Genomic DNA, 14,739 nt, shown 5'->3' on the forward strand with positions numbered 1-14,739 from the left:
TACCGACAGAAGTCCCCGGGGAGTTCGGCTCCCCGGGGACTTCTGCTTTTCAGAGGGGGCTCAGGTCGGGGGAGACCTCGCCGGCCAGCCAGGTGGCGAGGGTGGCGTCGAAGCGCTGGGGGTCTTCGACGTTCCAGATGTGGTGCATCTTGGGGACCAGGCGGGTCTGCGCGTGGGGGACCGCCGCGGCGAGCGCCTGAAGGGATCGGTGGACGACCCGGGGTTCGCGTTCACCGGCGACCAGGAGCAGCGGGCCGGGGTACTTGGTGAGGCCGGGTGGGATGCCGCCGGCATGGACGTCGTCGAGCATGCGGCGGGCGGTCTCGCGATGGACGGAGAGGCCGTGGCGGACATAGAGGTCGCGGGAGTCGGCGGGCAGCCGGAAGCCGGCCGCGAGCGCCTTCCAGAACCACGGGGAGTCCCAGAAAGTCAGCTGCAGTCGCGCCAGCGCCCGCGAGAACCCTTTCACCGGCAGGACCGGCGCACCGCTGACGAGGACCGACGCGGCGCTCCCCGGGTGTCTGGCAGCGAGATGAAGAGCCACCGCGCCACCCAGCGACAGGCCGACCACGTGGAAGCGCGGGCTCCCGGTCAGGTGCTCGACACGGGTCACGACGTCGTCGGCCCCACCTCCTAGCCCGGGCCACGGCTCCTCGGTACGCCGCCCGAATCCTGGCAGGTCGGGTGTGACGACTGTGCGGTGACTCAACGCGTCGAGCTGCGGTTCCCACATCCAGTTCGCCACGTTGCCGCCGTGCAGGAGTACGACGGGGAGGTCGTCGTCAGCGTCGTTCTTGGTCGCCGGGTGCACCTCGGGGAACGCCGTGGTCATGTCAGCTCCTTCTCGACGTCGTCGAGCCACGCCAGCTCGGTCCGGGTGTGGCGGAGCCCGTTGTCGAGCGTGGCGAGTCGCACCCGCTCGGCGCGGGTGGCCGGCTCGGGAGCTTCGTCGCGGATCGTCTCGAGATTCGTGAGCAGAGCACGCGCCGCATCCCGGCGACGGCCCAGCAACTCCGCGACCTCGGCGGCATCGAGCTCGCCGGCGAAGAACACGCGCGCCAGGAAGGCGTCGCGTTCAGGTTGCCGATCGAGCTCGGAGACCAGCCACTCGTGCAGGGTGGCCCGACCCGCGGCGGTGATGCGGTGCTCCTGCCGGTCGGGCCCGGCCGCGCCCGGCACCTTGCGGACGGCGACCAGTCCGTCGGCGACGAGGGCCGCCAGGGTGCGGTAGATCTGCGCCTTGTCGGCCGACCAGAAGTTGTTCGCGGTCGAGTCGAAGTGCCGCTTCAGGTCGTAGCCCGACATCGGCCCGATCGCCAGGAAGCCGAGGATGATGCGCTGCAGGATCACTCAGCTAGTAGACAACACACCTAGATGATTTGTCCACTAGCCCAGAACAGGCCGGAGGCCCCGGGGAGCGAACTCCCCGGGGCCTCCGGTGCTGGTGCTCAGGGCCTCACTTGCGGGCCGAGACCTGCACCTTCATCGAGGTGCCGGTGCGCGACTGCACGGTGATGTTGACCTTGTTGTTCGGGACCTTCACGCCGGCCGTCGGCTGGTCCGGGGACCAGTAGCTCTTGCCGTCGTTGAACGTCTTGACCGCGTCCTGGCCGCGGATGTAGCTGGGCTGACCGTTCACGTGCAGGGTGATCGAGTCCGCCTTCTCCAGGCCGAACGGCGCGTCGTAGCCGGCCACCCGCGGACGCCAGAGCTGGCCGTCGAGGCGGTTGATCGGCGTCGGGTGCGAGTCGATCGGCAGGACGAGACCCTCACCCGGGTGCTCGTTGGTGTTGTTGTCCGACTGCGAGGTGTCCCAGTACCAGATCAGCAGGCCGTCCTGGTACGGGAAGTGCTCCACCTTGTCCGGCAGCGCGGAGCCGAAGCCGAAGTTGTACGGCCCGGTCTTCAGGTGCTGGTCGTACGCGGTGTAGTTGATGTGCGAAGCCAGGTAGTAGTTGTCGTGCAGGCTGGTGAAGCTCGCACCCTGGGACGTGAAGCCGTTCAGGGTCCAGCCCTCCGGCGACGACTCCGCGCCCGAGTCGACCACGGTGGTCGTGCCCGAGGTCACCTTGATCGCGTCGGCGAAGAAGCCCTTGCCGCCCGCCGCCGGGTCGGTGGTGTAGCGGAACTGCAGCCCGATCGTCTTGCCCTGGTACGCGGACAGGTCGAACTCGGCCGGCTGCCAGCCGTCGCTGGTGCCGTCGATGCCGTTGCCCTCGTCCGGGTTGGTGATGGAGCCGGCGATCGGCTTGTAGCCGGTGCCGTCGTTCACCTCGACGTAGGCGTAGTCACAGGCGGTCGTACCGCAGTCCTCGATGTCCCAGTTCGCCTGGAACGTGAGCTTCGCGGCGCCGGCCGGCAGGGTGACCTGACGGTTCATCGTGTGGGTGAACTGGTTGCCCGCACCGCTCCACCAGGACTTGCTGCCCTCGGCCGGTGGGACCAGTTCGTTGACCTTCTCCTTCTTCGGCAGCGTGACCACGAGGCCCTGGGCCTTCTTCGAGTTGTACTCGTGCGGGCCGAGGTCCACGGTCCGGGTCTGACCCGCCTTGACGATCTCGTAGTCGAGCCAGCCGAGCTGCAGCTTGTCCCAGGCGCCGAGGTCGGCCGCCTGCTCGCCGATGCCGCCGTCGGACGGCTTGCCGACCCGGCTCTGCGCCATGATCGTCCACCAGTTCACGCCGTTCTCGACCGCGGCACCCGAGGTGTCGTAGTGGTCCGGCAGGCCGAGGTCGTGGCCGTACTCGTGCGCGAAGACGCTGACGCCGCCGTTCTCCGGCTGGATCGTGTAGTCGCCGACCCACAGACCGGTGTCGCCGAGCTGGGCGCCGCCGGCCGGGTTGTTGGCCGGGCCACCGGCCAGACCGACGTACCAGCGGTGCGACCAGATCGCGTCCTCGCCCTGCCACGGGTCGCCGTCGGCCTGGTCGCCGCCGGAGTGGACGATCTGGAAGTGGTCGATGTAGCCGTCCGGCTCGTTGAAGTCGCCGTCACCGTCGTAGTCGTAGCGGTCCCACTGGTCGAACGTCTTCAGCTCGGCGGTGATCTGCGCCGTCGTCCGGCCGGCCGCCTTCTGGTCCGCGACCCACTGGTTCACCGCGTCCCGGACCAGGGCCCAGGTGTTGTTGCAGACGTTGCCGCCGCACGGGTAGCCGTTCGACCGGCCGTACCGGGCCTCGTTGTACTGCACCTTGACCCAGTCGGTGACCGTGCCGGACACCGAGTAGCGGCCCGAGGACTGCTTCTCATAGTACTTCTTCACCGAGTTGCCGGCGCCGAAGTACATGTCCTGGAAGTGCTTCTGGTTGTAGTCGGCCTGCCAGACGGTCGAGTTGTCGACCGAGCGGTCCGGCGCCGGGATCTCGTTGTGCAGCGGGCCGTCGAAGCGGGCCGGTCCGGGGAAGTTCGGCGAGGTGTCCTGGTCGGGGTAGCTCGGGTGCCGCTCGTTCCCGAACTCGGCCAGGACGACGAAGATCCGGTCGGTCTTCTCCCGGTTCAGCTCGACGTACTGGTCGACCTTGCCCTGGGCGTTGCGCTTGCCCTGGGCACCGGCCGCCTTGGTACCGACCTTGACCACGGTGCTGGCACCGCGCTTCTCGGTCTTGGCGCTGCCGTTCAGGACCTGGGTCAGGGCCTCCTCGCGCAGCTCACGGCGCTTGTCCTCGAGCGGGCTGGACAGTTCGTCGGAGACCGCGGCGGGCTCGCTCGTCCCGACCGCGGGGGCGCCCTGGGGCGGGGCGGCGGACCCGGACGAGGCGAAGCTCAGTCCGATCGTCGCCGCCAGAGCCAGGCTGAACAGCCCGGCGGATACTTTGCGCACGATTCCCCTCCTGCAGGTATGTGGCCCGCTACGCGCGGTTCGTGACTTGACGCAGCGTGACCGTGTGCTCCCCCGAGCGTGTACTTCTGCGCGACAGTACGGGCAAACCCGGCTTTCCAGGAAGTGGTTCGGGCAAAATCCCGCCGCTTCGTCGGGGAATCCTGCACGCGGGTCTGAGTAGTACCACTCAGGTCACTGGAGTAGGACGACGCAGGGTCGCGGCCCGCCCGGTTGGCAGACTGTCCGCCATGACGTCGGAGACCGGGCCGGGCCGGGGCGAGTCCGCGGGCGAGTCCGCCGACCTGCTGCTGCCGCTGTGGCGGGCGCTGGTGGTGTTCCGGATGATCACCTGGGGATTCGCCTGCTTCGGCGTGTGGACCCGGTGGGACGGCATCGTCCGGCCGTCCGGCGCCGTCCTGCAGTTGGCGATCATGGGCGTCTGGACCGTGATCGCGTCGATCGGGTACAGCCGGCACTGGGGCCGCCGCAACACCCGGCTCGCGGTCGCCGACCTTCTCGTCACCGTCGGCTGCATGTACGCCACCCTGCTGGCCCAGCCGCTGCTCGACATCCGCGCCGGCGCCTCGGTCCTCACCTCGGTCTGGGCCGCGGGACCGGTGATCGCGCTGGCGATCTCGCGGGGCCGCGACGGCGGTCTGTTGGGGGCGGCAACCATCAGCCTCGCGCTGCTGTCCCTGCGCGGCGTCGACAACGCGGCGAAGATGCTGAGCAACGTGCAGCTCCTGCTGGTCGCCGGCATCGTCGTCGGGTACGCCGCGAGTACGATGCGGGCCGCGAACCGCCGGCTCCGTGAGGCGATCGCCGCCGAGAGCGCCACCGCGGAACGGTTGCGCCTCAGCCGGTCGATCCACGACGGCGTCCTCCAGGTCCTCGCCCAGGTCCAGCGCCGGGGGACCGCGATCGGCGGCGAGGCGGTCGAGCTGGCCGGGCTGGCGGCCGAGCAGGAGGTTGCCCTGCGCACCTTGATGGCCTCGCGGCCGGTCGACGGCGCGGGTGGCCGGGCCGACCTGTGCGGACTGTTGTTGCCGCTGGCCACTACCCGGGTGGACGTGGTGGTGCCGGCGGACCAGGTGATGGTGCCGGCCGCCGTGGCCGCCGAACTGGTCGCCGCGGTGAAGGAGGCGCTCAGCAACGTGGACAAGCACGCCGGTCCGGACGCGCGGGCGTGGGTCGTGGTCGAGGACCTCGGGACCGACGTGCTGGTCTCGGTCCGCGACGACGGAGCCGGCACGACGCCGGACCGGCTGGACCGGGCCGGCGCGGACGGTCACCTCGGGGTGAGCCAGTCCATCCGCGGCCGGATCCGCGACCTCGGCGGCTCCGTCGGAGTCCGTACCGCGCCCGGCGAGGGCACCGAGTGGGAGATGAAGGTGAGCAGGACATGACGGTCCGGGTGATGATCGTGGACGACCATCCGATGTGGCGCGAGGGCGTGGCCCGCGACCTCGGCAGCCGCGGGTACGACGTGTGCGCGACTGCCGCCGACGTGCCGAGCGCGGTCCGGATCGCCCGGGCGACCACCCCCGACGTGGTGGTGATGGACCTGCAACTCGGCGACGCGTCCGGGGTCGACGCCACCCGCGAGATCACGGCCGCGCTGCCGGACACCAGGGTGCTGGTGTTGTCGGCGAGCGGCGAGCAGAGCGATGTCCTGGACGCCGTGAAGAACGGGGCGTCCGGGTACCTGGTGAAGTCGGCCTCGCTGGACGAGTTCGACGCGGCGGTGCGGCGGACGGCCGAAGGGGATGCCGTCTTCAGCGCGGGGCTCGCGGGGTTGCTGCTGGGGGAGTACCGGCGGTTGGGCGGCGCGGGCCCCGAAGTGCCGCAGCTGACCGACCGGGAGACCGAGGTACTCCGCCTGGTCGCGCGGGGCCTTACTGCCAAGCAGATCGCGACCCGGCTGGTCCTTTCGCATCGCACGGTGGAGAACCACGTGCAGAACACGCTGCGCAAACTCCAGCTGCACAACCGGGCCGAGCTGGTTCGCTTCGCCATCGAGAACGGGCTCGACGCGGACGAGGCGTAGAACTTGGTGCATCGCCGCACCGGCCGGTGGAGCCGGTGCGGCGATGCTGTTGCGGGCGCTACAGGCCGTTGGTGAAGAGGAGGCGGTTGACCGTGCCGCCCGTGCCGCCGCCGCTGACGACGTTCGGGGTGGCGTTGGTCTCGAGGTACGACTTCACTGTCGCCGGGGTGGCCGACGGGCTGGTCTGCAGGTAGAGCGCGGCGACGCCGGCGACGTGCGGGGTCGCCATCGACGTGCCGTTGTACGAGCCGGTGGTGTTGCCCGGCAGGGTGGACACGATCGCGGACCCGGGTGCGTACACGTCGACGCAGGCGCCGGTGCTGGAGTACGAGGCCCGCGCGTCCGTGTTCGTGGTCGCCGCGGTGACCAGGGCGGTCTCGATCTTGCGCGGCAGCCGGTCGCACGAGTTCGCCCCGGTGTTGCCCGCCGACGCGGCCAGGAAGACCCCGGAGTTGATCATCGCCCGGAGCGAGTTCTCCAGGGTGGTGTTCGGGCTGAAGTTCCACGACGCGTTGGCGACCGCGGGCTTCACCGCGTTCCGGGTGACCCAGTCGACCGCGGCGATCGCGGCCGACGCGGTCCCGCCGCCACTGCAGTTGAGCCACTTCACCCCGTGCAGGCGGACCGACTTGGCCACGCCGTACGAAGTGGATCCGATGGTGCCGCCGACGTGGGTGCCGTGCCCGTTGCAGTCGGTGTTGTTGCTGTCCAGGCCGTTGAAGTCGAAGCTGGCCCGGCCGCCGAAGTTCGGGTGGCTCGGGTCGACGCCCGAGTCGATGATGTACGCGTGCACGCCGGTCCCGGTCCGGGTGTAGGTGTACGACTTCGACAACGGCAGGTTGCGCTGGTCGATCCGGTCGATGCCCCACGAGGGCGGGTTCGCCTGGGTGGTGTCGATCGCGTTCTCGACGTAGACGTCCTGCGAGATCGCGACGACGTCCGGGCTCTTCCGCAACTCGGTCAGCTGGTCCGCGCTGAGCTTCGCGCTGAACCCGTTGACCGCGGTACTGAACTGCCGTTGCGGGGCGATCCCGAGGGACCGCTTGAGCTTGACGCCCTTGCGCAGCTCGACGATGTAGGTATCCGGCACGGCGCTCACGCCGGCCTCGGCGGGAGCGGCCTGGACGGCGATGGTCCGGCCGGCGGGTTCGGGGACGGGCGCGGCTCCGGCAGCGCCTGCCGTGGTGAGGGCGGTGGTCAGGGCTACGGCCGGCACGACGGCGGCGACCAGAAGGGGGCGGAAACGACGACGCACGGTTCCTCCTCGGGGAACTCGTCACCCAACGGGGCGGTGGTGGGTGGTCACACTCGGTTTCCGGGCGGTCACCGAGCGCGTGGCTGAGAAGTTAGGACGCACTCACCTGATGCGTCAATCAGTTCGGCCGCGCAGTGATGCCATGGCACTGGGCTGCCGCCCCCGGACGTCTGCGATGCTGGGGCAGGACTTGCGGGCGTTCGTACACTGTGCGTTCCACGAACTGCGGTCTGCTCTGTGTCACGACACCTGTACAGCGGGTGCCCATCCTCCGGAGGAAGTAGTGAACCGGTCGTCCCTCATCCGCGCGGTGCTGGCACTCCTCGTGCTGGCCGCCTCGACGTACGTCGTGCTGACGGCGCGCCCTCAGCTCGGTCTGGACCTGCGCGGGGGAACGCAGATCGTGCTGGAGACCAGCGATTCGCCCACGGTGAAGGCGAACCGCGAGTCCACCGACCAGGCGCTGGAGGTGCTGCGCCGCCGGATCGACGCCCTCGGGGTGAGCGAGCCCAGCGTGACTCGGCAGGGCGACCGGCGGATCATCGTCGAGCTGCCCGGCGTCCAGGACCCGCGCGAAGCGGCGGCCGTGATCGGCAAGACCGCGCAGCTCACCTTCCACCAGGTGCTCGACCAGGTCGCCGAGAAGCCGGCCAAGCCCGCGGCGGGCGAGACGTACCTGGCCAGCGACGACGGCCAGGGCTTCCTGCGGCTGGCGAAACCGGCGATGACCGGTGAGCTGGTCGGCGGAGCGGAAGGCACGATCGACCCCGCGCAGGTCGCGCAGGGCTGGTTCGTGCAGATGGACTTCAAGGGCGACGGCGGCAAGATCTGGGCCCAGATCACCGGCAAGGCCGCGTGCGAGCCGGTCGGCTCACCGCAGCGCCGGGTCGCGATCGTGCTCGACAACGAGGTCATCACCGCGCCGGCCGTCGACCCGAACGGCGGCACCACCCTGTGCAACATCGGCATCGGCGGCGGCCAGTCCACCATCACCGGCAACTTCGGTGAGGAAGAGGCCAAGGACCTGGCCGCGCTGATCGAGGGCGGCTCGCTGCCGGTCCCGGTCGAGGTCATCGACCAGCGCACCGTCGGCCCGTCGCTCGGCAAGGACGCGATCGAGGCGAGTGCCCTCGCCGCGATCATCGGCGTCGCGCTCACCGCACTCTTCATCATCGTCGTCTACCGCTTGGTCGGGCTGATGGCGGTGATCGGCCTGATCTCCTACGCCGGGATGTCCTACGCCGCACTCACCGCTCTGGGGGCCACCCTCACCTTGCCCGGCCTGGCGGGCTTCGTGCTCGCGATCGGTATGGCCGTGGATGCCAACGTGCTCGTCTTCGAGAGAGCTCGCGAGGACTACATCGGTGGCCGCACGGACGGCCTGCGCAGATCCCTGCGCAGCGGCTTCCAGAACGCGCTGTCCGCGATCGCCGACTCGAACATCACCACCCTGCTCGCGGCCGGTCTGCTGTTCTTCCTGGCCGCCGGACCGGTCCGGGGCTTCGGCGTCACGCTGAGCATCGGGGTCCTGGCGTCGATGCTGTCCGCCCTGGTCGTCACCCGGGTGCTCGCCGAGTTCTTCGTCGCCCGCAAGTTCGTCCTGAAGCGCCCGGCCATCAGTGGCATCGCCGGCCACGGCCGGGTCCGCACCTGGCTGGAGGCCAAGCGTCCGGCCCTGATGAACCACAGCCGCCGCTGGCTGGTGATCACCATGATCGCGATCGTGGTGAGCGTCGCCGGCGTCGCCATCCGCGGCCTCAACCTCGGTATCGAGTTCACCGGCGGCCGCCTGCTCGAGGTGAGCACGGCCCAGCCCATCACCCCCGACCAGGCCCGCGTCGCCGTCGCCGAAGCCGGCTACCCGAACGCCGTCGTCCAGGCCTCCGGGACCGACGACATCACGGTCCGCACCGGCACGATCAGCAACGACGAGACCGAGAAGATCCGCGAGTCCATCAGCCGGATCGGCGGCGGCACCGAGCTCATCCGCAACGAGAGCATCGGCCCGTCCCTCGGCAGCGAACTCCGCGACAAGGCGCTGATCGCCCTCGGCGTCGCACTGCTCGCTCAGTTGCTGTACCTGGCAGCCCGCTTCCGCTGGACCTTCGGAGCCGGCGCGGTGCTGGCCCTGCTGCAGAACGTCGCGGTGGTCGTCGGCGTCTTCGCCTGGACCGGCAAACCCGTCGACGGCATCTTCCTGGCCGCGATGCTGACGATCATCGGTTACACCGTGAACGACTCGGTGGTCGTCTTCGACCGCATCCGCGAAACCCGCAACGCCCGGAGTACGGACAACCTCGGCCAAGTCGTCGACACAGCGATCATCAACGTGCTGCCAAGAACCATCAACACCGGTATCAGCACCCTCTTCATCCTGACGGCCCTGCTGTTCCTGGGCGGAGACTCCCTGAGCGACTTCGCCCTGGCGCTGCTGCTCGGCATCCTGGTCGGCACGTACTCGTCCAACCTGACGGCCGCTCCGCTGCTGGTGGAGCTGGAGAAGAAGTACCCGGCGCCTCCGCCCAAGCCGAAGAGAGTCCAGCGAGACCGCGACGCCGCACCGGACCGGGGCGCGGTCGTCTAGCACCGCCGCTGGGGATGGGTGCTGAGGTTTGGGCCGCTGGCGGGTTGTTTGACGCCTAGCGCGTTGTAACGCGTCAGCGGTCACGCAACCCCGTCAGCGATGACACAGCCCGCTAGCCAGCGATGGCCGACGCGCCTCCTCGACCTGCTGGCTCCACCCACCAACCAGGGTCCCGCGGCTCACCGGGTTGTCACCAAGGACAACTGTTGTCCACACCCCCGCCCAGCCGCGCGCGGTTTCTGTCCTCGGCTCGGGCTAGGGTGATCCGGTGGGTGTCGATGTGCGCGAATTGCTGGAGGCCGCGGTCTCCGGGTTGAACGGTCAGACTCGTCCGGGTCAGGTGTCGATGGCCGAGGCGGTGAACGAGTCGATGCACGATGGCTCCCACTTGCTCGTCCAGGCGGGCACGGGGACGGGCAAGTCCCTCGGGTACCTGGTGCCAGCGCTCGTGCACGCGATCGAGGACCGCCGGGTCGTCGTGTCCACCGCCACCCTCACCTTGCAGGCCCAGCTGGTCGATCGGGACATGCCCGCGCTGCTCGACGCGACCGAGAAGCTGCTGCCCCGCCGGCCGCGGTACGCGATCCAGAAGGGGCGGAACAACTACGCCTGCCTGCACCGGATCCGCGAGGGCGCGCCGGACGAGGACGGCATGCTGGTCGACGTGCCGCCGTCCGGTCCGGTCGGGCAGCAGGTGGTCGAGTTGCGCGAGTGGGCCGAGCAGCAGTTGCTCGACGGGGCGGCGGGGGACCGCGACCACGCGCCGTCGCACCAGTACCAGGCCTGGCAGCAGGTCGCGATCGCGGCGCGGGAGTGCTTGGGCGCGCAGAAATGCCCGTACGGCGAGGAGTGCTTCGCGGAGAAGGCGAAGGAGGAGGCCCGCAAGGCCGACATCGTCATCACGAACCACGCCCTGCTGTCGATCGACGCCTTCGAGAACCGCACCGTCCTGCCCGAGCACGACGTGGTGATCGTCGACGAGGCGCACGAGCTGCCGGCCCGGGTGACCGGGGCCGCGGGGGACGAGCTGTCGCCGCAGATGGTGGAGCGGGCGGCGAAGCGGGCGCGGCGGTTCGTCGACGACGACCACGCGGACGACCTGATCGACGCCTCGGACGCGCTGCGGTCCGCGCTCGACCAGTCCCGCGAGGGCCGGATCGAGGGGACGAACACCGTCGTCCTGGAGGCGGCCGGCCTGATCCGCGACGCCGCCCGCGCGGTGTACTCGGACCTCGGCAAGAAGTCCGACGACAAGGACGACGATCCCGACGGCGCCAAGCGGCAGTCGAAAGGGGCCGTCAAGGAGGTCTTCGACGTCGCCGAGCGGGTCGCGGCGCTGAGCGACGCGGACGTGGTCTGGCTGGTCGATCGGGACCGGTTCGGCCGGGAGCTGCGGATCGCGCCGTTGACCGTGGCCGGGTTGCTGCGGGAGCTGATGCTGAAGGACCGGACCGCGGTCCTCACCTCGGCGACGTTGACGCTCGGCGGTGAGTTCGACGCGATCGCGCGCCAGGTCGGGCTGCGGCCGTCGGACCGGCTCGAGCTCGAGGCGGAGATGCCGGAGGAGACCGACGCCGACCCGGGTCCGCTGCCGTGGCGTGGTCTCGACGTCGGCTCCCCGTTCGAGTACGAGAAGCAGGCGATCCTGTACGTCGCCAAACACCTGCCGCCGCCGCATCGGGACGGGCTGGGGCAGAAGCAGTTCGACGAGATCGTCGACCTGGTCACCGCCGCCGGCGGCCGGACGCTCGGGTTGTTCTCGTCCCGCCGGGCGGCCGAGGCGGCGACGGCCGCGGTCCGCGAAGCGACCGACCTGAAGATCCTCTGCCAGGGCGACGCCCACCTGAACGAGCTCTCCCGCGAGTTCGTCGAGGATCCGGAGACGTCGCTGTTCGGCACGCTGTCGCTGTGGCAGGGACTCGACGTTCCGGGCTCCACCTGCAACCTGGTGATCATCGACCGGATCCCGTTCCCCCGGCCGGACGAGCCGTTGATGGCCGCCCGGCAGCGCGCCGTGGATGAGGCCGGAGGCAACGGGTTCATGTCGGTCGCGGCGACCCACGCGGCCTTGCTGCTCGCGCAGGGGACCGGTCGGCTGATCCGGCGGACGTCCGATCGCGGAGTGGTGGCGATCCTCGATCCCCGGATCGTGACTGCTCGGTACGGCAGCTTCCTGCGCGCCTCGCTGCCGCCGATGTGGCCGACCGCGGACCGGGCCAAGGTGCTCGGCGCGCTGCAGCGGTTGCAGGAGTCATGAGCCCCGCGACCAGCCCGCCGGTGCTGCCGATGATGGCGGCGCCGGGCCAGCTGCCGACCGGGCCGGGCTGGTCGTACGAGATGAAGTGGGACGGTATCCGCGTCATCGCCGAGGTGGACGACGGCGTCTGCCGGCTCTGGTCCCGTAACAGCCGCGACGTCTCCGGCGGCTACCCCGAGCTGGTCGGCCTGGCCGAGGCGCCCGGTCTCGAGCTCCCGGCCGTCCTGGACGGGGAGATCGTCACCCTCGACGAGAACGGCGCCCCCTCGTTCGGCCTGTTGCAGCGGCGGATGCACGTGCGCGATCCACGGCACCTGACCCGCCTCGTCACCGAGGTACCGGTCTCGGTCCGCGTCTTCGACGTGCTCCGGTACGCCGGGAACTGGTTGCTGGAGGCAACGTACGACGAACGGCGCGGGCTCCTCGACTCGCTCGACATCGGCGACCCGTTCTGGGAGGTCCCGCCGGCGTACTCGGACAGCGAGAAGGCGCTCGACCTGTCCGCCGCACAAGGCCTCGAAGGCGTGGTCGCGAAGCGGCGCAAGTCCCGGTACCTGGCGGGGAAGCGCAGCTCGGACTGGGTGAAGGTGAAACCTGTCCAGACCCGCGACGTGATCCTGTGCGGCTGGCATCCGGGGGAGGGGAACCGCGAGGGCCGGATCGGCTCGCTCTACTGCGGCGCGTACTCCGAGCCCGGCGGTGAACTGGTCCTGATCGGCAAGGTCGGATCCGGCCTCGACTTCGCCATCCTCGACGTCCTCGGTGCCGAGCTGGCCGCGTTGGAGGTGGACCGGCCGCCCTTCGACACCTCGACCATCCCGACCTCGGACCGGCGCGCCGCGCACTGGCTGGATCCGTTGCTGGTGGCGGAGGTGACCTACTCGGGCTGGGCCGCGGACGGGCGGCTCCGGCATCCGGTGTGGCGGGGGCTGCGGCTGGACATCGACCCCGAAATGGTGCTTCGCTGAGACGCTCGGTGTCCAGATGTCGCTGACAGGCTTGGGATTTCAGGCATTACCCGATCGACCCATGGTGCTCATGTCACAGAACCCTGACTGATCAGGAATCGATTCCACCGATCCCTGCGGAACTCGGTCAGTCGTTCGCTTCCCGGGACGGCGCGGGGACCGCCAGTGCCGCCTCGATCTTGTCCGCCAGCTTCTCCGGCGTGTGCGTGGGCGCGTACCGCGCGATCACGCTGCCGTCGCGAGCAAGCAGGAACTTGGTGAAGTTCCACTTGACCCGGCCGCCGAGCAGGCCGCCGGCCTCGCGCTTGAGCCAGTTGTAGAGCGGGATCGTCTTCGACCCGTTCACATCGATCTTGGCGAACATCGGGAACGTGACGTGGTAGATCGTCGAACAGAAGTTCGCGATCTCATTCTCGTCACCGGGCTCCTGGTGGCCGAACTGGTCACAGGGAAAACCGAGCACCGAAAAACCCTGCCTGCGGTACTTCTTGTAGAGCTTCTGCAGGCCGGTGTACTGCGGTGTCTGGCTGCACTGCGAGGCCGTGTTCACCACCAGGAGGACCTGGTCGCGGAAATCGGCAAGAGACTGTTCATTGCCTTCGATCCGCCGGGCGCTGAAGTCATAGACAGTCGTCATACCTCAATGCTGACATGACACGCCCGACTTCGCGCGCCGTCTGCCATGTCAGACACGCCGCAGAACTGTTACGACCTTTCCGAGGATGGTCGCGTCCTTGCCGTCGATCGGCTCGAACGCGTCGTTGTGCGGCAGTAGCCAGATCTCGTTCTTGGTCTTCTTGAACGTCTTCACGGTCGCCTCGCCGTCGATCATGGCAGCGACGATGTCACCGTTCTCCGCGGTCTGCTGCTGGCGGACCACGACCCAGTCGCCGTCGCAGATCGCGGCGTCGATCATCGACTCACCCTTGACCCGGAGCATGAACAGCGTGCCCTCGCCGACCATTGCCTTCGGCAACGGGAAGATCTCCTCGACCTCCTGCTCGGCGAGGATCGGGCCACCGGCGGCGATCCGGCCGACCACCGGCACGTACGCCGCGGCCGGGTGCGCGTCGCCGGCGTCGGTCTCGTCGTAGGACAGCTGCCGGACCGAGCCGACCGAGCCACGGCGCGCGGACTCGGCGACCTCGCCGGGGTAGCGGACCTCGATGGCCCGGGGGCGATTCGGGTCGCGGCGGAGCAGGCCCTTCTGCTCGAGCACGCGGAGCTGGTGCGACACCGAGGACGAGCTGGTCAGACCGACCCGCTCGCCGATCTCACGCATCGAGGGCGGGTAACCACGGCTGTCGACCGAGTCGCGGATGACGTCCAGGACGCGGCGCTGGCGCGGCGTCAGGCCGGTCGCGTCGGCCGGGCCGTCCGGCAGCTCGGACACGGTCTGGTCGGCCGAGGTCTGGTCGCGCCGCCCCGCAGTGCTGCGCTCGTCCTTGCTGGAACCGCTCGGCGTCCTGGCCATCGGTGGCAACTCCTCCGGTCGGGCCGGCGATCCTCCCGGCCTGCTTTCTCGACTGACATGACCGTAGACCGAATTCTGAGATTCTTCAAACATCTGTTCGAAGGCGTGTCGGTTCGCACGTTTGTTCGTGTGTCGGGTTATAAGCCGTTCGCGAGGACGGGAATTTCCCTGGCGTGTCGTGGTTGGAACGGTTGCGTTCGTGTCGCCGGTTCGGTCATCATTCGTACAGGCGTTCGATCGAACAGGTGTTCGGGTCGGTCGCTCGGTGGCCGGACAGCCCGGCCGAGCGGGTCCGCGAGGACCACTCGCCGGAAACTGTCGGAGGCCACCGGTA

At 69.5% G+C, this 14,739-nt stretch carries 11 protein-coding genes; 5 read left to right on the plus strand and 6 right to left on the minus strand.

What is annotated here, in order from left to right; genetic code table 11:
* Window positions 1-49: 49 nt before the first annotated feature.
* The 3 genes from FB561_RS37240 to FB561_RS37250 form a co-directional block, all read right to left on the minus strand.
* Window positions 50-832 carry an alpha/beta fold hydrolase gene (locus tag FB561_RS37240; protein ID WP_145814812.1) on the minus strand — a complete coding sequence of 261 codons (783 nt, stop codon included), beginning with the start codon at window positions 830-832 and terminating at the stop codon, window positions 50-52.
* Window positions 829-1,350: a PadR family transcriptional regulator gene (locus FB561_RS37245; protein ID WP_145814813.1), complete on the minus strand. Its 522-nt coding sequence runs from the start codon at window positions 1,348-1,350 to the stop codon at window positions 829-831. The genes FB561_RS37240 and FB561_RS37245 overlap by 4 nt, the downstream gene beginning before the upstream one ends.
* Window positions 1,351-1,456: 106 nt before the next feature.
* Entirely contained in the window at window positions 1,457-3,820 is a 2,364-nt protein-coding gene (locus FB561_RS37250; RefSeq protein ID WP_145814814.1) for an immune inhibitor A domain-containing protein, read from the minus strand.
* A 248-nt stretch (window positions 3,821-4,068) separates the two neighbouring features.
* Between FB561_RS37250 and macS the strand changes: the two genes are divergently transcribed.
* Window positions 4,069-5,226 (plus strand): MacS family sensor histidine kinase, encoded by a 1,158-nt coding sequence (macS, locus tag FB561_RS37255; protein ID WP_145814815.1) that lies wholly within the window; start codon window positions 4,069-4,071, stop codon window positions 5,224-5,226.
* The gene (locus tag FB561_RS37260; protein ID WP_145814816.1) at window positions 5,223-5,867 is read left to right on the plus strand and encodes a response regulator; all 645 of its coding nucleotides are present in this window, start codon (window positions 5,223-5,225) and stop codon (window positions 5,865-5,867) included. The genes macS and FB561_RS37260 overlap by 4 nt, the downstream gene beginning before the upstream one ends.
* A gap of 58 nt (window positions 5,868-5,925) precedes the next feature.
* Here FB561_RS37260 and FB561_RS37265 read toward each other — a convergent pair whose 3' ends face one another.
* Complete coding sequence (locus FB561_RS37265; RefSeq protein WP_145814817.1) at window positions 5,926-7,122, minus strand: S8 family peptidase; 1,197 nt, start codon at window positions 7,120-7,122, stop codon at window positions 5,926-5,928.
* Window positions 7,123-7,405: 283 nt separating this feature from the next.
* On the opposite strand from FB561_RS37265, the gene secD reads away from it, so the two are divergent.
* The 3 genes from secD to ligD all read left to right on the plus strand — a co-directional run bounded on the left by secD (window position 7,406) and on the right by ligD (window position 12,931).
* On the plus strand, window positions 7,406-9,706 hold the full coding sequence (gene secD / locus FB561_RS37270; RefSeq protein WP_145814818.1) for a protein translocase subunit SecD: 2,301 nt from the start codon (window positions 7,406-7,408) through the stop codon (window positions 9,704-9,706).
* A gap of 280 nt (window positions 9,707-9,986) precedes the next feature.
* Window positions 9,987-11,963 carry an ATP-dependent DNA helicase gene (locus FB561_RS37275; protein ID WP_145814851.1) on the plus strand — a complete coding sequence of 659 codons (1,977 nt, stop codon included), beginning with the start codon at window positions 9,987-9,989 and terminating at the stop codon, window positions 11,961-11,963.
* Window positions 11,960-12,931, plus strand: coding sequence for a non-homologous end-joining DNA ligase (gene ligD / locus FB561_RS37280; protein ID WP_145814819.1), 972 nt, complete (start codon window positions 11,960-11,962; stop codon window positions 12,929-12,931). Before FB561_RS37275 ends, ligD begins: the two co-directional genes overlap by 4 nt.
* Before the next feature lie 127 nt (window positions 12,932-13,058).
* Here ligD and FB561_RS37285 read toward each other — a convergent pair whose 3' ends face one another.
* Both FB561_RS37285 and lexA read right to left on the minus strand, forming a co-directional pair.
* Window positions 13,059-13,568 carry a glutathione peroxidase gene (locus FB561_RS37285; RefSeq protein WP_145814820.1) on the minus strand — a complete coding sequence of 170 codons (510 nt, stop codon included), beginning with the start codon at window positions 13,566-13,568 and terminating at the stop codon, window positions 13,059-13,061.
* A 48-nt stretch (window positions 13,569-13,616) separates the two neighbouring features.
* Window positions 13,617-14,405, minus strand: a complete 789-nt coding sequence (gene lexA / locus FB561_RS37290; protein ID WP_145814821.1) for a transcriptional repressor LexA — start codon at window positions 14,403-14,405, stop codon at window positions 13,617-13,619.
* Between the last annotated feature and the right edge of the window lie 334 nt (window positions 14,406-14,739).

It is taken from the genome of Kribbella amoyensis (assembly GCF_007828865.1).
GTDB classification, from domain to species: domain Bacteria; phylum Actinomycetota; class Actinomycetes; order Propionibacteriales; family Kribbellaceae; genus Kribbella; species Kribbella amoyensis.

Bases quoted from the DNA above. Each gene is read 5' to 3' on its own strand.
- FB561_RS37260 (WP_145814816.1), top strand. From the start codon at position 5,223: ATGACGGTCCGGGTGATGATCGTGGACGACCATCCGATGTGGCGCGAG.
- macS (WP_145814815.1), top strand. From the start codon at position 4,069: ATGACGTCGGAGACCGGGCCGGGCCGGGGCGAGTCCGCGGGCGAGTCC.
- FB561_RS37240 (WP_145814812.1), bottom strand. From the start codon at position 832: ATGACCACGGCGTTCCCCGAGGTGCACCCGGCGACCAAGAACGACGCT.
- lexA (WP_145814821.1), bottom strand. From the start codon at position 14,405: ATGGCCAGGACGCCGAGCGGTTCCAGCAAGGACGAGCGCAGCACTGCG.
- ligD (WP_145814819.1), top strand. From the start codon at position 11,960: ATGAGCCCCGCGACCAGCCCGCCGGTGCTGCCGATGATGGCGGCGCCG.
- FB561_RS37285 (WP_145814820.1), bottom strand. From the start codon at position 13,568: ATGACGACTGTCTATGACTTCAGCGCCCGGCGGATCGAAGGCAATGAA.